The organism is Streptomyces sp. NPDC005706 (genome assembly GCF_040631045.1).
Classification (GTDB): Bacteria; Actinomycetota; Actinomycetes; order Streptomycetales; family Streptomycetaceae; genus Streptomyces.
In genome coordinates this window covers 18,043-34,950 of the sequence record NZ_JBEXYS010000011.1, presented here as the reverse complement: position 1 = coordinate 34,950, position 16,908 = coordinate 18,043, and the positions used below count along the sequence as shown (strand labels likewise).

The 16,908-nt window shown below is 68.5% G+C and carries 18 protein-coding genes and 2 pseudogenes; 11 read left to right on the top strand and 9 right to left on the bottom strand.

What is annotated here, in order from left to right; all coding sequences use genetic code 11:
• Nucleotides 1–33: 33 nt before the first annotated feature.
• Together ABZ478_RS19395 and ABZ478_RS19390 are read left to right on the top strand one after the other, a co-directional pair.
• Nucleotides 34–339, top strand: a pseudogene (locus ABZ478_RS19395) (XRE family transcriptional regulator); the annotation flags it as partial.
• 17 nt (nt 340–356) lie between these two features.
• Complete coding sequence (locus ABZ478_RS19390) at nt 357–638, top strand: helix-turn-helix domain-containing protein (RefSeq protein WP_359550953.1); 282 nt, start codon at nt 357–359, stop codon at nt 636–638.
• Nucleotides 639–796: 158 nt separating this feature from the next.
• Here the strand turns inward: ABZ478_RS19390 and ABZ478_RS19385 are convergent, their stop codons facing one another.
• The gene (locus ABZ478_RS19385) at nt 797–1,099 is read right to left on the bottom strand and encodes a DUF6300 family protein (RefSeq protein WP_359550951.1); all 303 of its coding nucleotides are present in this window, start codon (nt 1,097–1,099) and stop codon (nt 797–799) included.
• A gap of 705 nt (nt 1,100–1,804) precedes the next feature.
• On the opposite strand from ABZ478_RS19385, the gene ABZ478_RS19380 reads away from it, so the two are divergent.
• The 4 genes from ABZ478_RS19380 to ABZ478_RS19365 all read left to right on the top strand — a co-directional run bounded on the left by ABZ478_RS19380 (nt 1,805) and on the right by ABZ478_RS19365 (nt 4,913).
• Nucleotides 1,805–2,155, top strand: a complete 351-nt coding sequence (locus ABZ478_RS19380; RefSeq protein WP_359550949.1) for a hypothetical protein — start codon at nt 1,805–1,807, stop codon at nt 2,153–2,155.
• 64 nt (nt 2,156–2,219) lie between these two features.
• Complete coding sequence (locus ABZ478_RS19375; protein ID WP_359550947.1) at nt 2,220–2,429, top strand: hypothetical protein; 210 nt, start codon at nt 2,220–2,222, stop codon at nt 2,427–2,429.
• A gap of 514 nt (nt 2,430–2,943) precedes the next feature.
• Complete coding sequence (locus ABZ478_RS19370; RefSeq protein ID WP_359550945.1) at nt 2,944–4,272, top strand: ABC transporter substrate-binding protein; 1,329 nt, start codon at nt 2,944–2,946, stop codon at nt 4,270–4,272.
• A gap of 164 nt (nt 4,273–4,436) precedes the next feature.
• Entirely contained in the window at nt 4,437–4,913 is a 477-nt protein-coding gene (locus tag ABZ478_RS19365) for a hypothetical protein (protein ID WP_359550942.1), read from the top strand.
• Between the two features lie 634 nt (nt 4,914–5,547).
• Here the strand turns inward: ABZ478_RS19365 and ABZ478_RS19360 are convergent.
• Nucleotides 5,548–5,979, bottom strand: coding sequence for a hypothetical protein (locus tag ABZ478_RS19360; protein WP_359550940.1), 432 nt, complete (start codon nt 5,977–5,979; stop codon nt 5,548–5,550).
• Nucleotides 5,961–6,233, bottom strand: a complete 273-nt coding sequence (locus ABZ478_RS19355) for a hypothetical protein (protein WP_359550937.1) — start codon at nt 6,231–6,233, stop codon at nt 5,961–5,963. The genes ABZ478_RS19360 and ABZ478_RS19355 overlap by 19 nt, the downstream gene beginning before the upstream one ends.
• A gap of 65 nt (nt 6,234–6,298) precedes the next feature.
• Between ABZ478_RS19355 and ABZ478_RS19350 the strand changes: the two are divergent.
• Nucleotides 6,299–6,658: pseudogene (locus ABZ478_RS19350) on the top strand (XRE family transcriptional regulator); the annotation flags it as partial.
• Between the two features lie 89 nt (nt 6,659–6,747).
• On the opposite strand, the gene ABZ478_RS19345 reads toward ABZ478_RS19350, so the two are convergent.
• The 5 genes from ABZ478_RS19345 to ABZ478_RS19325 all read right to left on the bottom strand — a co-directional run bounded on the left by ABZ478_RS19345 (nt 6,748) and on the right by ABZ478_RS19325 (nt 12,352).
• On the bottom strand, nt 6,748–7,191 hold the full coding sequence (locus ABZ478_RS19345; RefSeq protein WP_359550934.1) for a hypothetical protein: 444 nt from the start codon (nt 7,189–7,191) through the stop codon (nt 6,748–6,750).
• Between the two features lie 51 nt (nt 7,192–7,242).
• Nucleotides 7,243–8,280 carry a hypothetical protein gene (locus ABZ478_RS19340; RefSeq protein ID WP_359550932.1) on the bottom strand — a complete coding sequence of 346 codons (1,038 nt, stop codon included), beginning with the start codon at nt 8,278–8,280 and terminating at the stop codon, nt 7,243–7,245.
• On the bottom strand, nt 8,277–10,052 hold the full coding sequence (locus tag ABZ478_RS19335; protein WP_359550929.1) for a hypothetical protein: 1,776 nt from the start codon (nt 10,050–10,052) through the stop codon (nt 8,277–8,279). Before ABZ478_RS19335 ends, ABZ478_RS19340 begins: the two co-directional genes overlap by 4 nt.
• A gap of 218 nt (nt 10,053–10,270) precedes the next feature.
• The gene (locus ABZ478_RS19330; protein WP_359550927.1) at nt 10,271–11,026 is read right to left on the bottom strand and encodes a toll/interleukin-1 receptor domain-containing protein; all 756 of its coding nucleotides are present in this window, start codon (nt 11,024–11,026) and stop codon (nt 10,271–10,273) included.
• Nucleotides 11,027–11,038: 12 nt separating this feature from the next.
• Nucleotides 11,039–12,352 (bottom strand): helix-turn-helix transcriptional regulator, encoded by a 1,314-nt coding sequence (locus tag ABZ478_RS19325; protein ID WP_359550925.1) that lies wholly within the window; start codon nt 12,350–12,352, stop codon nt 11,039–11,041.
• Nucleotides 12,353–12,411: 59 nt separating this feature from the next.
• Between ABZ478_RS19325 and ABZ478_RS19320 the strand changes: the two genes are divergently transcribed.
• Nucleotides 12,412–12,951, top strand: coding sequence for an XRE family transcriptional regulator (locus ABZ478_RS19320; protein ID WP_359550923.1), 540 nt, complete (start codon nt 12,412–12,414; stop codon nt 12,949–12,951).
• 119 nt (nt 12,952–13,070) lie between these two features.
• Here the strand turns inward: ABZ478_RS19320 and ABZ478_RS19315 are convergent, their stop codons facing one another.
• A complete protein-coding gene (locus tag ABZ478_RS19315) occupies nt 13,071–13,544 on the bottom strand; it encodes a hypothetical protein (RefSeq protein WP_359550920.1) in 474 nt (157 codons plus the stop codon).
• A 337-nt stretch (nt 13,545–13,881) separates the two neighbouring features.
• Between ABZ478_RS19315 and ABZ478_RS19310 the strand changes: the two genes are divergently transcribed.
• From ABZ478_RS19310 to ABZ478_RS19300, 3 genes are all read left to right on the top strand, one after another.
• On the top strand, nt 13,882–14,940 hold the full coding sequence (locus ABZ478_RS19310) for a hypothetical protein (RefSeq protein WP_359550918.1): 1,059 nt from the start codon (nt 13,882–13,884) through the stop codon (nt 14,938–14,940).
• A gap of 675 nt (nt 14,941–15,615) precedes the next feature.
• Nucleotides 15,616–15,867 (top strand): hypothetical protein, encoded by a 252-nt coding sequence (locus ABZ478_RS19305; RefSeq protein ID WP_359550916.1) that lies wholly within the window; start codon nt 15,616–15,618, stop codon nt 15,865–15,867.
• 131 nt (nt 15,868–15,998) lie between these two features.
• On the top strand, nt 15,999–16,538 hold the full coding sequence (locus ABZ478_RS19300; RefSeq protein ID WP_359550913.1) for a hypothetical protein: 540 nt from the start codon (nt 15,999–16,001) through the stop codon (nt 16,536–16,538).
• The last annotated feature ends 370 nt before the right edge of the window (nt 16,539–16,908 follow it).

The following is a 16,908-nucleotide window of genomic DNA, read 5'->3' as shown; positions in this document are numbered from 1 at the left end:
GTTTATCCCTCTGTCCGGGCCTGAGAACCGGCCAGTACCGGCATCGTCATCGACACCCGCGCCCGGTTCGGGTTCACCGCCGCACCCGGCACCACCGACGACGCCCGGATCCGCCATCTCACCCTCGCCCTGCCCCCCGCCTACGCCGCCCGCCTCTTCGACGCCCAGGCCACCGGCGCCACCGAGCAGCAGCTGTGCGCCATCACCGCGAAAGGACTCGGCGAGGCCTGCTTCCGCGACGGCGGCCGCCGCGCCCACGGCCTGGAGGTGGAGTTCACCGACGTTGAACAGCTCGACTTCAACCTGCGACCAGCGGAAATTCAGCTACCGCATATCTGATGGGGGAGGATGCCCATATGACCAGCACAGAGCGGCATTTGCGGCTCACTGTGGCCGCGCTGATGTTCGCGACGGGGGAGACGCAGACCGACCTCGGGCGCGGTCTGGGACTCAGCCAGGGACAGATCAGCCGCAAGCAGAACGGCGTCAACGTCTGGTCCCTCGCCGACCTGGACCGGCTCGCCGCCCACTACAACATCCCCGCCGCTGAGCTGCTGCGCGGCGCCGACCACGCCGTCAGTCTGCTCCCCGCCGCCCGCCGGGCTGTGTGCATCGGCGGTACGCAGACCGTGCTGTAAACGGCGGTCCGGGCCGCACTCGAGCGATTCCCACACGTGGCCCGTGCGTCCAGCCCGCGGCCGCGCGCCCCCCGCCACTCGACGCCGCCATCCCCCAAAGAAGCCCGTGCGTCCCTGCCTCGCGGGAGGCGGGGACAATCAGGTCGATTCCCCCGGGTTCAGGGCCGGTCGGGTGGTTTCGGCCGCAGGTACCAGCCGTGGGCGGCCATGCACTCCTGGGTCCATTCCTTGAGCAGGCGGGCGGCTTCCGTGTTGCGGGTTGTGTCCTTGAGGTGGCCGTCAGTGTAGAAGCGTGCCAGGCGGTCGGCCGCGGGCCGGCCGGTGTCGCCGGTGTCGCAGGAGGCGCACAGCTCCAGGTGGATGGGGCGGCCGTACGCGTCGTCCACCGGCGCGATCGCGCTCATGAGGAGATCACCGCGGCAGCGTGAGCATTTCGGCAGCCCGGCGAGTTGAATCCGCATAACGGTCTCCTTGCATGGTGCGGTGCCCACTGCGGCCACTGTCGCCCAGAAGTCCGCCTGGTAGCAGGCCACCAGACCCCGCCCGGTTCGCCTTGTAAGCCGGGGCGCGGTGTTCACCGCCGCCTGGGCGCGGTCGTGAGGAGCCTGCCTCCCGTTTTCTGTCACGGGCAGGCGTCACGGCGTAACGCCTGCTGAACGGGACCGGCGGCGCCAGGCCCGGGCACGGCACCGGGCGGAGCAGTACACACTGTCCGACCGTTTCCTCGTCCCGAACGGCGTGTGACTGGAGTACCAGGTGCCTGCGCATTCAGGGCAGTGGAACTGGGGCCAGGGGTGAGGGCGGCCCTCGAGGAGAGCCTTCCATGCTTCCCCGCCGGCCTCGATCGCCGCCCGCCGGGCACGCTCGGTCCGCCACGCCCTGGTCCTGCACGCCGCCGAGCAGTAACGGCGGCCCCTGCGGGAACCATCCGGCAGCGGCGTCCCGCACTGTCCGCACCGGGGCGTCTTTCTGGCGGCCACGTCTCCAGGTTGCCCTCTCAACGGCGGCCTTGTCCGTCAGGGTCGAGGATCCGACCGGCCCCCGGCAGCAGACGCAACCGATCCCGGCCCTCGTCCCCGGCTGACCTGCAGCGGCGCGGCCGCCTCACGCGGGTGATCTCCGCCCGCTGTCCGCGACCCGCAGCCCGGCCCGCACGTTGGCCGGGCATGATCCAACGACTGATCCGCGCGGCGGCCGCCACAGGCGCCGTACTCACCACCCTCGCGAGCGCGCCGGCCCCGGCCGCCGCGCCGCACACCACGCCCCGCCCCCGGGCCTGCAACACCCAGGCCGCACCCGCGCAGCCCCACACCACCGACGCCGTACACCTGCGCGCGGGCCGTTCCAGGCATTCCCGCTCGGTCATGGTGTTGCCGAAGAACACGGACTTCTACGCCGAGTGCTGGGGCATCTCCGGCGATGACTGGTGGGCGTACGGAAAGGTCGTATCCGGCTCTGCGACCGGCCGCCGAGGCTGGGGCAGCATTGACTATGTGGCGACCGGATACCGCCATTGAGTGATGGTGCCGCCGGACCGTGACGCAAAGGTTGGGGGGTCATGGGGAGGTCACGGGGAGGCATATGCGGGACGGTGACCAGCGTCTGGCGGTCGCGGTGGCGCTGTTGTTGGTGGGCGGAGTGCTCATCGGGCAGGGCCTGATCGGCACCTGGGGCACCTTCGCGGCCGCTGTCGTGCTGATACTCGGCGGCTACCTCGCCCCGGCCATCATCCGCTGGCTGGCAGTCCGCCGCTTCCGCCAACAACTGGCCCAGTGGGAGCGGTCGGCCTGACCTGCGAAAACCCGGGAGGCTCACCGGCGCTCAGGCGGCCGTGCAGAAGCCCCCTGCCTGGCTGTCCTCGGGGCCGGGCTGGGCACGCCCGGCCCCGACATGAAGCCCAGCCGCCGCTCCACCAGCTGCGGGCAGACAGGTACCCGCTCGCCACGGCACAGGTGGCCGGCCTCAGGAGGGACAGGTGAGCGTTTCAGCCGAAGGACATGTCGGGCCGTGGACCGTTAGCGAGGTCCTGGCCCTGCCTGAAGACGCCGGGAACCGGACCGAGCTGGTGGGGGGCTCGCTGGTGATGAGTTGAGACCTCGAACACGGTCTGGCCGTCTGCCGCTTGCGTCAGTCCAGTGCATGCCGATGTCGGACGAGCTGCTTCCCCGTTCCGGTGACCGTGCTGTGGCCCTGTTCCGCTGGTTCCCGGTCGGCCCCACAGGCCCCCGGCAATTCACCTCTATGTAACCTTTCGTTTACTCAAAGGTACTTGCCGGTTAGTTGCGTGAGGGAATCGTGCGTTCACATGATCGGCAAGCGACGCTTTTTTAGTACTTTCCTCCATTCGTCGTTCCGTCCCCGCAGGGCCGGCGCTCTGAGCGCGGGGGTCGTGGCCTTGTGTGTGTCGCTCACCGCCGGTTGCGGGGTTCTTCCCGGTGTCATGGGGGGCTCTGGGGATGGGGACCCGGTCAAGGTGATGACGTGGGCGCCGCAGGGCACCGATGCCACGAACAAGCCGGGCATGCCGGCGATGGCTCTGGCCTACGCCAGGTGGGTCAACGCGCTTGGCGGCGTGGGCGGCCGCAAGTTGCAGGTGCTGACCTGCAACGACCACAACGACAGCGTGGGTGCCGCCAAGTGCGCCCGGTACGCGGCCCGCGAGAACGTGGTCGCGGTCGTCGGCTCCTACAGCCAGTTCACCGACTCCTACTCCGCCGCACTGGAGAGCGCGGGCATCGCCTACATCGGCGGCTACGGCGTCACCAACGACGAGTTCACCGGCCAGATGTCGTATCCGGTCAACGGCGGTCAGCCGGCCCTGCTCGCCGGACTCGGCAAGGCCCTCGCGGCGTCCTGCGGCAACATCTCCCTGGTCCGCCCGGACAGCGCCGCCGGCGATCAGCTGCATGTGCTGCTGGACTCCGGGCTGAAGGCGGGCGGGCACGCGCGGGCGGGTGACCAGCTCGCCGAGGAGGATGCCACCGAGTACGACGGTCAGGCCGACCGGGCGCTGCGCTACGCCAGTAAGGGCCTCGCGAAGAAGGGTTGTGTGGTCCCCTTGCTCGGGGACCGCACCGACACCTTCGTGGACTCCTTCCGGCGGGCCCGCCCGTACTTCCCCTCGGTGCGGCTCGCCACCGTGCTGGGCAGCGTCGACCAGAGCGTGATCAACGCGACGGGCGGGGCGGCGGGGCCGTACGAGGGGGCGTACATCACCGGCTGGTATCCGCCGGCGTCGGACGCGCGGTGGGATGCGTTGAAGAAGGTGATCGACGAGGAGGCTTTCGGCGACAATCGCATCGACCCCGCGGATGCCGGAGTGCAGACCACCTGGATCGCCTACACCGTACTGAAGGCCGTCCTGGACAGGATTGGCACCGGTGAGATGACCGCCGACTCCGTGCAGCGCACCCTCGATGACGGCCTGCGGGTCTCCACCGGCGGTCTCACTCCGGCCCTGCACTGGAGCTACTCCAGTCGGCTGGCTGCGGCCGGCTTTCCGCGCATGGTCAACGCCGACGTCACCCTGCAGGTCGTCCAGAACGGCCGGCTCGTCGCGGCCCGCAAGGGGGTCGGCGGCCTCGACGGCACCACCGACATGACACAGACGCTGGAGAACGCCGACGTGCAGTAGCCACACACCCTGCACACAGCGCTGTCGGCACGGAAAGTCACCATCTGCGCATGCCTCATATACATATACCTGGTCGTCTTTGGGTCGCTGGGATCACCGCGCTCTGGGGCGCCGGCGTCGGTTCCGCTGCCGTCCTAATGCTGGAGAGCCTCAGTTACGGTCCCATGAGCGTGTGGCGGTGGCTGGTGACGGTCACCGTCACCGCCGGTGTCTTCTTCGCGGCGGGGGAAATGCTGTATCGCAAGCGGCTGGACGTCGAGCACTACTTGGACGCCACCGCCTCCGCGAGCGCCCTTGTGATCCGTGGGAGCCTGGAGGTCGACGCCTACGCCACCAGCGTCTGGCCGTGTGTTCCGGGCAGCATCATGGAAGAAGAACGCGCGGCCCGCAGAGAGGTGACGCTCACCTGCTTGACGACCTCACGGATGCCCGAAGACGTTCGCCGCTGGGGAAAGGCGGCGGTGGCCGCCATCGACGCGGCCGACCTGAAGGCATACGCCGATGCCATGGGCCACTACCAATTTGCGATGATCAGCCACCTGCAGCGCCCCGGCGTGTTCCGTGTCCTGCGGGCCGTAATGCGGCCTGTCCGCCGCCCACGCCGCCGTTCCACACGCCTGCGCAGCAGTCACGCCGGGTAGAGCGTGAATGCTTCCCCGCGCGCTGTCCGCACCGCGATGAAGTGGCGCCCGCCCGGCACCCGCCGGGGCGGCCTGGCAACGCAGCCGTGACGGCAGGGGACGGGGCTGGACCTATGAGGCAGTGAGATGCCCCGGCCACGGGGGGGATGGTGGCCGGGGCATCTCACTGCCGTCCGGGTCCCGCCGTCGGACGGCCGCAGGGGGTGGGTGTCAGTACAACTCTGATCGTTCAAGCCCGGCCGCTGCCGTGGCCCCAGCACCCCTGCTCTTGAGGGCGCGTGCTGCGCAGTCACGCGCGGGACGCCCTCCCAGGCTCGATCGGCCTGGCCTTTGGCCCCCGCGGGGCCCGCCGCCTAGCTAAGACCGGCGGGCCCGGCACCTCGGAGGCGCCGACGCGGAGTAAACGGAACATACGCCTCCGCCTTCTCTGATCGGTAGCCTCAAGGCCGTGTGTCGTGGCTCACACCGTCATTGCGTCGTCGACCACACGTCCGGGCCGCCACAGAGGTTCACCGGCCCAGCCGGGTGCGCGGTCCCCAGACGAACTCGAGGTCGTCCAGAAGGGTGTCCTCCAGCTCCTTCTCCCACCGGCCGTGCAGGAGGAACGGGACGGTCTCCATCCGTTCACAGATGATCAGGCTCTCGGGCTGACCGGCCAATGCGCAACGGTCGTGACTCGCGGCGTACTGGCCGGCCCCCACCCGCGCAGCATCTCCTGAAGGCGCTCGCGGTGCTGTGCGGTGAAGGCTTCCAGGCGCTGCGCGTACCCGGCCCGCTCGTCCTCGCGTACAGCGCTGAGGGCCACGGCCAGGACCTCGTCCGACGCCTCAGGTGGGAACCAGGTGCCTGGGTCGCTCAGGGCCCACGTACACCGCAGCGCCGCCGCCCGGACCCCCGCCGCATCGAACGCAGCGGCCGGGTCCGGGACGGGGGGCGGGGCCGGCGCCTGGACGTCGGGTGCCGGGGACACCCGCTGCTGGAGGGGGGCGCACAGCTGGGCGTGGGAGGCGGCGCGCCCCCGCTGAGCGGCGGTGGTGTCGGCGATGCTCAGCAGCAGACTCGACACCGCCCGCACGCCCACCACCCGTCCTCAAAGCGCTGCTCGGATCCGTGTGGGGCGCTGCTCTCGGACACCCAGGTGTGCGCCCCGGCCACCGCCCCGGCCTCCAGCTGCGACACGATCTCATCGGCCTGCTCGGGCGCGATCCCGACGGCGGCCAGGGCCTGGAAGACCGTGAACCTCGCCGTCGTGGCCTCGCTCTGGTGCTGGCTGATCCGGGCCAGCTCTTCCCCATACGCGTCATGCTGCTCGGTGGTCACGCCGCTTCCTCCCCCGCAGCCCAGTTGACGCCTGAAGGGGGGCTTGTTGGTGTACGGGGTGGCGGTTGGCTGCACGTCTAGAACGCGAGGTGAAAGCCCGCTGGCAGCCGCAGGTGCGGGCCAAGGCCCGCAAGAAGGCGGCGACGACAGGCGGCATCGTCATCGACACCCGAGCCCGCCTCGGCTACACCGCCCCGATCGGCTCCACCGATCAGGACCGCATCCGGCACCTGACCGTCGCCCTCCCACCCCTCCACGCCGCCCGCCTCTTCGACGCCCAGGAAGCCGGCGCCAGCGACCAAGAGCTCAAGGAAATCGCGGCCGAAGCGCTCAAGGAGGTCTACTTCCAGGACGGCGGCCGCCGCGCCGGCAGCCTTGAAGAAGTCCGGTACACGGACGTCGAGCGCCTCGAGTTCGAGCTGTAGCAGCTATGTCTGGAATAGCCCGCGCCCCTGGACGGTTAGCCGGAGTTCGTGCCTGCGTTACATCGCCGGCTCGGGGAGCGGATGACGTCTCAGCCCTGTGGCGGATCGGGTTGGTGGGCGTGGATGGTGAGTCCGGTGATCCGGCCTGATTGGATGACTGGGCCGTGCTGTACGCCGCCGTTGATGGTGTTGTGTACGGTGCCCGGCCGCTCTGCTTCGCTCTGGAGGTGCTGCAACCCTGTAATGAGGGTGCGTAGTTCGGTGCCGGAGATGGTTCGGACTTCCAGTAGATGCCGTAGGTAGGCGTCCCACTGTTCGGCGGTGTCGCGGACCAGGTGTGGATGGTCTGCGGAGGGGGCGGTGAGTAGCCGGGCCCGCGCGGCGTCTAGGCCGGTGATCGTGGAGTTGCCTGGATCGCTGCGTGAGAGGAACCGCCGTAGGAGCTCGCGGGCGTGCGTCCAGGAATCGGTGATCATGAGCGAGACCAGGGTGGTCGCTCCCGACGCGGTCAATGCGGCCAACTCGCTATCCATGGTTCTCCTTCAAGTAGAGCTCGGACTCCAGGTGCTTGGCCGGCATCTGCGTCATCTGGGGTGTTCAGGCTCTTCCGGCTGGCCGTCCGCTCCGGAGGTGAAGGAAACTGGCGGGTCGTAACGGCGCAGGAGTTCATCGGCGGTCTCGTGTCTGTCCTGGGTCCTGATGATGTCGGCGATCTGCTTGGTGAGCATTCCCCGTCGTACATCCCCGTCGGTGAAGCCCATGCCGGTAAGGAAGGCTTCGAAATGGTCGGCGGTGGTCGGCTCCCGTTCGACGACGGGGGTCGAAGGCCCAGTGGGTGTGGAGATGAGGTCCTGAAGTCGTTCGGGTATGTCGGTGTCGTTGGCGGCCGATGTGAGCTGGGCAAGGAGACCGAGGTCTGACACGGTCTTCTCTATCTGGTTGTCGTTCTTGGCCAGCCACCAGACCACCGCGCTGCCCGTGTCCTTGAGCACGTCGTCGCCCAGGTATTCGCGCTTGCTCTGTTCGTACTTGCGCTGGTGTTCCCACACCGCCTTGTCCTTGCGGACTTCAGCGAGTTTGTCCAGACGTTCCTGGTCTGATTCCTGCAAGGTGAGCGTGATGTTCTCCGCCATGACCTGAAGGTGTCCAGTGGGGTCGGGACGAAGTGTGCTGAGGACACCGCTGAGTTCGTGTTGGACGAATGAGGGCCGCCCGGGGTCGCGTTGCTCGGTGAGGGCGCGGGCACGGTCCAGCACCGCCTCGACAGCGAGCCCCGCGGGATTGAGAACGCAGTGGTCGCCGCGGGCCTCCAGAGGATGCCAGCGAACGGTCGCGGAGAAGATGAAGTCGTAGTCGGGCCAATGGCTCGGCAGTGCGACGCCGCTGACTTGGTGTTCCCTTCGCTCGATCGGAGCCGCAGGCACGAAGTTTGCGAAGTCGGCGGGAAGGGAGCCGCGACGCATTGCAGCGATCTTGAAGGCTGCCATTGGTACACCGACGACGACAACGGCCACAGCAGCCCATGCCCATGAAGGCCACTCCTGCATCAGGCCGAGGATCGTCGATAGCAAGGCACACAGGACGGCGAGAAATATCGTCGTCGTTTTCCAGCCGGCGGTCATCGTGTAGTCCCCCTGGGCGGTGCCGATGGAGTTGATGCGGCCGACGGGTACAAGCCCTGGGCCGTGGAGATCGTCTGCAGCAGCCGTTCGGTAATCGCGGTTCCGCGTGCTCGCCCACCGGGCGCGGCAGGCTCTGCGGCGCGGGCTGTGGAGTACAGCGCGGCGAGAATGCTGCCGTCTCGGCCCGCGGCATCGACCAGCAGAGCGAGCAGGCGGTCGCGGTGGTTGTCGGCTGCACAGGCCGTGTGCAGCCATCGTTCTGCGTATGGCTGCCAGTGGGACTGCTGCATCTTCGTGAGTACCTCTGCCCAGCCCGCTACCACTGAGGCTTGGACGGCCTTCTCGTCGATGAGTGGTCTCGGTGTACTTCCCGGGTCGGTCAGGGCCGCCGGGTCGCAGATCCGCAGAAAGATGCGAGTGTCGTCAGCGTTCGGTGCGGACGGATAGCGGGTGAGGCGGTCCAGCAGGCGCCGTCGCAGGCGGGCACTGGTCGCTGCAAGGTCGCACAGAGCATCGAGAGCAGGGGTCGCGCCGCGCTCCCGGCGGGCCAGGTGATGCAGTCGGGTCAGGGCCTGATCGGGATGGGTGGGTGCGATCACGTCGGTGCACACGCGAAGAAGAACATGCGCGAGAGTGCCCGTCAGCTGCTTCCCGGCACACCAATCGCGGACGAGCGTGCGCAGGCTTTGGCCGTAACGCAGATCGTGGAGACCGCAAGCCAGTGCGCCTATGGCAGCCTCCCGGCGGGCACGGGTTGCGGGTGCGGCGCTCCACTCCTCTGCAAGGAAGGCCAGGTCGATTCCCCGCCCAGTGCGCAGATACTGCTTGGCGAGCCGGCTCACCAGCCTGGTGCGAAGGCCGAGGGTGACGTGCGGATCGTCCAGCTCCGTGCTGTGGAGGGTCCAGGTACTGAAGTGATGCCGAAGGTCGGGCATGTGGTCCCAGAAGTGGGCCCGGACCGCGGCGTCAAAGTCCATCCTGTCGAACCGCACATGGCCGTCCGGCCCGGCTGCCGCACCGATCTCGGCCAGACGCTCGAACAGGTCCTTGCCCTCGAGCAGGGGCGCCTCATCCTTCGGCGTCTCGAGGATGCGCAGCAGGAGGGCTGCACCGTGGTGGATGACGTCAGCGTGGGCGCCATGCAGCATGGCGGTCGCCAACAGCAGCGCCCGCTGCGATGCCGCCTTCTGCTTCGCGACGAGCTCGGCGACTTCCCTGCGCCACTGCTTGCGTGCGTCACGGGAGCGTTCGCACCAGGTGGGGAACCCGTCGTGAACCGGATGCGCCGCACGGGCTCTGCGCACTCGGTCGGCGAAGAGTGCGATCTCTTCCACCGGCGGCTGTTCCGCCAGGAACGCATCCAACGCTGGTGCGTCGCGCAGGTACTCCTCGGGCGGTATCCGGTGAAGCCGCAGATGGCGTCGGAAGACCTCGATGTCTGGTGGGCGAGCGATGTCGGCCCGGTAGGGCTGGAGATGGGACTCCAGCATGCCGTCATACGGCATGACGACCACCAAGTGCGCTTGCTGCTCCTGCACGGCTGTCCGCAGCGCTGACAGGTCCGTACGCATCTGAGCCCATTGGGAGACGTCCGCCTCGGCAAGGTTCAACAGCAGCCGGTCGCCGGCGCCGACCAGTTCGGGATCGGTGAGGGCACCCTCCTCCTCGCCGGGAAGCAGCTCGCGGAAGATACCGGTGTCCTGGTGAACCTCGTACAGCAGGACGCGTGCCGCAGCGGTCCTGCCGCTGCCGGGAGCGCCGTGCAGGATCACCGTCCTGCTGTCGTCTCGCAGACGGCGTGCGACTCCCATTCCGCATGGATCGACGAACTGCCGCCTTATCAAGCGGAGCTGGTCATCGGCGATGCGACGTGGACTTCGGCCGGGCCTGTCCTGGTCGCCCAGGCCTATGTTGACGGTGTAGTTGAGGGTGCCCGGGCCGGCGTGTACGGGGCCGGAGGGCTGCTCGACGTGCGTGGTGGACCCATTGCTCACCGTTCGTCGCCCTCGGGCCGACTCGAGTCCTCGAACCGGTGGCGGATGTCACCGCGCTGATTCCCCTCGATGTTCGTCATGCCGTTACCCGAGTAGTGCCGGTCACCCGAAAGGTGGCGCGAGTTCTGATAGATGTTCCCCTGCCCGGCATGCACGGGACCGGTCGCCCCTTTGATCACCGTGTTGCCGACATCCCCGGTGAAGTCCCGGCTCTGCACCGCCGTTCCACTGACGTCACCGGCCGAGTTGGACACGGAACCGGGACCGGGGGGCGGTGCTTCGCCGTGTTCGAGGTCGTACAGCTCGGGAACCATCTCGGCTACCAGGTCGCCCAGGCGCTTCAAGTCCGCTTCGGCGTTCTGTGTGTCCAACCGCACGGACTGCAGTTCGGCCAGCCTCGCCAGCTCGTCCGGCAGTTCTGCCTTGCGCAGGCGTTCCGTCCCTCTGCCTGCTAGGACGGGCACCACCGGCACTCCGCAGCTGAACGCCTCCTCAATTTCCTTGCGGACCCAGTCCTCCGGGTCGCGCAGCCTGGACTGGAAGTTGATCCAGTCGGCCCCGATGACCGCCAGCAGCAGTGCGCTGCGGCGCACGCTCATGAGGAGGGCGTCTGGATAGAGGGCGCCCGGAGCAATGGACCTCGAAGCGCGAAACGCCCGGTCCTTGCCGAAACGGTTGGCAAGCTCGGTGTCGATCAGGGCGGCGATGTCATTGCCGTCCCCTGTGCGGTAGTTGATGAACACGTCGGGCATGCCAGGTTCCTCTCAGGAGACCGGGAGTCGGGATAGCACTGCCAGGCGTGGCTCCAGCTGGCGTACGAGGGCGTGGCCGGAGTGGCGGGCCAGGACGCGGGCGAGGCGACGGAGGTCGATCGTCACGGTCGCGGATCGGACGGCCGTCACCCCGTCGAGCAGCGGCGCCGCCAATGTGCAGGCCTGGTCGATCTCGCCGTGCGACGCGTACGCCAGCGCCCGGCGGACGCCGTAGCGCACCTGCGTGCGCACCGCATCAGGCGATACCAGTGCGAGTTGGCGGTTCAGTTCCTCGGCTGCCTGCCGCGGCTGGCCGAGGTCGAACAGACACCAGCCGGTGATCATGCCGACCGAGTCAGGCAGATGCATGCTGCCGATCACCGGAGCGTCGCCTTCGCTTTCCTGGCGGGCGAGCAGTGTCCGGGCCTGGTCCAGAGCACGCAGACACGCGTCGAAATCGCCGGCGAGAGCGTGTCCCTGCGCCTCACGCTGCGCGGCAAGCCCCCGTATTCGCGGCGGGAGCGTGCCGCTCTGCGCCTGACGTGCCAGAGCAACGGTCTGCTCGGCATCGTCCTGGTACAGCGTGACCAGGGCCCGCCGGACGAGCGCGTACCCGGCCAGTGCCCGGTCGCCACCGGCCGCGGCGAGGTCCACTGCACGCTGCGTCCACCACAGCGCCGCCTGCTCGTCGCCCGTTTCCTGCACCAGCCAGCCGACATATTCGGCATACCGGGACCCCAGCGCCAGCAACTCCTGGCGGGTGCGGGAATCCACGTGCGCGGACAGCTCCCGCAGGGTATGGGTCTGCGCTATCAGTCCCGGCAGCAGAAAACCGGGCTCAACGCTCTGGCCGAGTCGCCTGTAGTGCGTGAACAGTGACCGGGAAGCATCCAACATTCCGGCACCCCCAGTCGCCGATACCCGGCCCCGGCTGCCCGCACCCCAGCTCACCAACGAGGCTGCCCCGGCACTCACGACCTCCCGCCGACCCACGGGCTGAAACCAGCTCGAACCACCCGGCGGCAGCCGCATCACCCACTCCTCCTCATCGATTCCGTAGCGAGCCGGTTCCTTCGACGTACCAGTTGCGGGCGGGGCGACCAAGCCGATCAGCGCACCGCCGGCGTGCAGGGCGGCGTCGCACAACCGGGCCAGATCACGGCTGGGCGCCTTAATACCTCGTTCGACCTTGCTCAACTGCGCCTTGCTGTAGTGCACGACGGCGGACAACGCTGTGAGACTCAAGCCGGCGCCCAAGCGCCGCTTCCTCAGCTCTTCGCCGAACTCGCCGGACGGCTGCGGCACGGAAACCTCCAGACCGTCCATCCCGTGCAAGAGGTTGCTGCACGAAAGAATGCGGCCCCCTGACTGGACGGACAAGGCAGATGGCACTGTTTCCCGTTTCCTCTCCGAACGCCGGACGTGCTACTCCCGAAGGGCCAGGTGCGTTCGCGGGGAAGGTCCAGCAGCTCAAGAGCACCAGGGCGGTCGCCCAGATGCTGCGGATCTCCCAGCGCGCCGTCGATCGGTATGTGAAAGACCAGATCAAGAAGCCCCGCCCGGATCTCGCAGCCCGCCTGGAACGCGAGGTGAAGGCCCGCTGGCAGCCGCAGGTCCGGGCCAAGGTCCGCAAGAAGGCGGCGACCACCGGCGGCATCGTCATCGACACCCGCGCCCGCCTTGGCTACACCGCCCCAATCGGCTCGACAGACCACGACCGCATCCGCCACCTGACCGTCGCCCTCCCGCCCCGCTACGCCGCCCGCCTCTTCGACGCCCAGGAGGCCGGCGCCGGCGACCGCGAGCTCAAGGGGATCGCGGCCGAAGCGCTCAAGGAGGTGTACTTCCAGGATGGCAGCCGCCGCGCCGGAAGCCTGGAAGAGGTCCGCTTCACGGACATCGAGCACCTCGAGTTCGACCTGTAGCCGAGTCCCGAACAGTCTGCGAGCCCGGACCGGTGCGACTGAGCACGCCAATTGGCACTTCGACACTCGGAGTCGGCCTGTTGCTCCGGGAGTTGTACGAACCCGCCGCACGGGACTCTTTACTCGCTGACTGCTGCGTCGGCAGGCCCTTCCCCCACAGCAATCCGTTGAACAAGTTCATCGAGCTGACCGGCGATGATCATCCTGCGGCGCTCCAGTAGATTCCTGTAGACGGTCAGAGGTACGGGCTCCCCACTGGATGCCGCCCGTGTCAGCGCGAAGCGGGCCTCCACTTCCAATGCCAGGTAGGCCCTGCGGCGTGCGTGAGCCGCGCGCTGATGCACCTCCGGCTTCAGGAAGGCGATAGCAGCGCTGAGTCCCGCGCTGACGAGCGCCAGCACGGCCGCCGGGATACGGGCATCTGCTGAGGAGAGCCCCGTTGCGCCCGAGATCCCGGCCAGTACGGCAGCGGGCAGTCCAAGCGCGGCATGGGTGAACCGCCAGAACTGCCGACGGAAGCGGTTTTTCCGGGCTTGTTCTTCGCACTCGGTCCGAAGGTCGGCGACCTGACCCCCCACGACGCCATCTGCCATGGAGCGAGCCTGCCAGCCGGGACTCTTATCTGGACGGTGTATCCCCGTTCTGATCGCCACTCCGGCCAACCGTGTGCTCAGAGTGGCCAACTGGCGTGCTTAGTCACAACGGTTGGGGCAGGCCTGTTGTCGCCAGAATCGCAGCGCGGGCGTGGTACAGCGCTCTTTCGTCGGCCCGCTCCGAATCCGTACCATGAGCACGCGGCCGGCACAGTTGTGCACCCTCGCCAGCGAGGGTCATACGCTGTGCTCCAGCCGACGACCGAGGGGCATCACCCAGGCGGTCCGGGCTCGAAAATCGCGCACGGATGTCAGTGGCGTTGGCGACACTTGATCCATGACGCTCGACCGTGCCGGTGCGGCACCGCCACTGCTGATCCCCTCCGGATCGGCGTTCAACCCGATGGTGCTGGACCGGCGGATGCTGCTGCCCATTCTCGACACCAACGCGCTGCTGGTCGAAGCCTGCGCCCTGGCCAAGCACGGCGGTCGGCAGGACCGGGTCACCGCGCTGGCCGTCACCGGCCGTGCCACCCCGTACATCGCCGCGCACGTCCCTGGCGAAGCCGACGAACACCTGGCCAAAGTGGCCGCCGACCTCGACGCATCGGAAGGTCAGGCGCGCCGCGTACTCAATGAGCAGATCCTGCCCGCCCTTCGAGTGGTCGACCTCGAGATCCGCGACCACCTGGCCCCGCAGACCCGGCACATTCTTCGGGTCGATCCCAAGATGCCGCGGAAGTACCAGGGCGACCCGGACGACGCGCCCACCATGGCGCTCGCGGAGTTTCTGGGGCCGTGCGTCATCGTCTCCAAGGACAGCGTCTTCTCCCGCTTCGGGTACGCCGTCATCGACTGGATCCCTGTCGCAGAGAGCGTGCTGCGCATGGCCGGCCTGGAAGCGACCGCCGCGAACGCGCTGGTACTCATCGACATCGCGTTCCAGCTGTTCGGCGCAGGCGTTCACCGCCTGGCGGTCGTCGCCGCGAACAACCCGCTGGCCGCGACGGCCGCCGTGAGCGGGCTGCTGTGGTGGTGCCACCGCCACGGTTACCTGACCCGCGACAACTGGAGACGCCGCCTGTCGCAGGCGGGGGGTGCGGCAAAGCCGCTGCTGGAGCTGGCGCAAGCCGGGATGACCGAGTACCGGGCGCTCAGCAACTCGCTCCTGGTGGTGAAACCCCCGGCTTACCCCACCAGCGAGCAGCGCGCGGCCCGGTACCTCGCGCGCTGCGGCCAGCCCCTGACGCCCGGCGAGCTGCGCGACGCGCTCGCTCGGCGCGGCCACATCATCTCCGCCGCGCAGCTGAAGCGGGATATGCAGACCCACGGCGCGTTCGTCCGCGCCCCCGGTGACCTGTGGACCGTCGGACGCCCGGTGCAGCAGCAGACCTGACCTGATCTGGGAAACGTCCGATACGCAGCCTCACTCGTGGGACCGCCCGGCGGGACGTCTCGGGCGACCAAGAGCACGGGGTTGCGGTAAGGGTTGCGGCCTGACTGTTGCGACATGAGTTGCGCCTACTGTTGCGCGGCCCAAGGGACTGTCTTCGCGTTCGCGCAGGTCACCACGCGGTTTCGCCGTGGTCGGGGTGCTGACATCCCCGTTGCGGCCGCTCTACCCATGTCCCCTGGCTGGAGTGAAGGAGTAAGGGACGGGCGGGATGGGCGGTACGGCCGCGGCCGGGGATCGGGGCGCGTCGGCCGGCCCGCCGCGTCGCCCCCGCCGTCGGCCCGTCGGCTGGACCGGAACGGAGGTCGCCGGCACCAGGGTGCTGTCCTTGGGGCGCTGAGCCCCACCAAGGGGTGAGTGGGAAGCTCCCGCCGGAGGAGAAAATCATGAACATCCGACTCGTGGGTGGTCCGCTCGCAGGGCTGGAGCCGATGACCACCGACGTCCCATGGTCTGGTGACTGGCCTACGGCCGGTGACGCCGACTGGGGCCTGTACGTCCCGGTGGCGCGACCCGGCGACCGGCATCGTCCTGGCGGAGATCCGAGCTACCGCCCCGCGTCACACCACCGGCAGCCGGTCTGAACCGTCGGCCGGAGCACCGACTAGTGTCCACGGTATGGCACACACCAGATGGTCGGTTGAGTACCCGGTCGACCCGTCCGCGAGCCCAACTCCCCTCGGAGCGAAGCTGCTCACGAACCTCCAGGCCGCTCTCATCGACGCCCCTGTCGAAGAGTGGGCGTACGAGGCCGACGGCGAACCGGTTGAGGACTTCCAGGAGTTTCAGAAGCGCCTGGACGCGGCGGCCAATGTCCGCGCGGGGGAGTTCGTCGCGCGCGTCAACGGCATCGTCGTGAGCTCTGCCTGACCCAGACGCTCTGCCCCGTTCGACAGCGGCCCCGGCTTCTTCGCCCGGAGCCGCTGCTGTTTGATCCCGGGCCGCCGTCTGCTTCGCGCACCGCGACCACACCGCTGGACCGTGCCTCATACGCTCAGGACATGACGATGACGCCGCAGGAGCTCAAGGACCAGAAAGAGACCCTGGAGCTGATCAACAGCGAACTCGCGGCGCGTCTGGCACGACAGTCGGAGTCGGGCGCGAAGGTGGACACGAAGGCGGTCTTTCTGGTGGGCTTCGCGGCCACAGGCGCCCAGTTCCTTGCCTCCCGGAGCTTCGAGCCGTTCACCGGCGTCGCGGCCTTCGTGGCATACGCGGTGGCTGTCGGCTTCGGTATCTCGATCTTCAACCTTGCTGAGTACGAGGACATCAAGCCGAGGGATGTCCTGGACACCTACGCACGCTCGGAGAAGGGCGCGACGCTGGGGGCTCTTGCTGGGACGCGGGTGGGGATGTTCGAGAAGAACGCCCGCCTGCATCAGCGGAAGACGAAGCGATGGACGGTCGCCTTGGCCGCTGTCGCCGCCGGGATCCTCCTCTCCACTGTCAGTCTCGTGCTGCACACTGGCGGCCATGACAGACACACAGAACCAGGGGAACCCGCCCCCGCCCCCGCCTCCCCCACCGCCCAGCCTCACTGACTCCCTCGCCAACCCGGCTCTTGTAGGCACGGAGAAGAGGAACGAAGGCAAGCCCCCGCGCAACAGGGCGGCCACCTCGGGACAGGCCGCCGAACGGCGCTGACCCGTGCCCCGAGAGCGGCTCTCGCCGTCGCGGCGAGACAGTACGAGACCCCGGGCATCTGCGGCCCGGGGTCTCTCTGCGCTCTGGGGTGTCAGACCGGTTCAACGACCAGTCGGCGGGAGCGTCACGCTCACTCCGTGCTCAGCCCCGCAGCGCGTCCAACTGGTCCTGGGCAAGTCCGACGACGAGCAGCGGGCTCGGTACCGGAAATGCGTGGTGACGGCCCGGTGACCCCGTTTAGCGTGGTCTGGCTGGCGATCGTCAGCA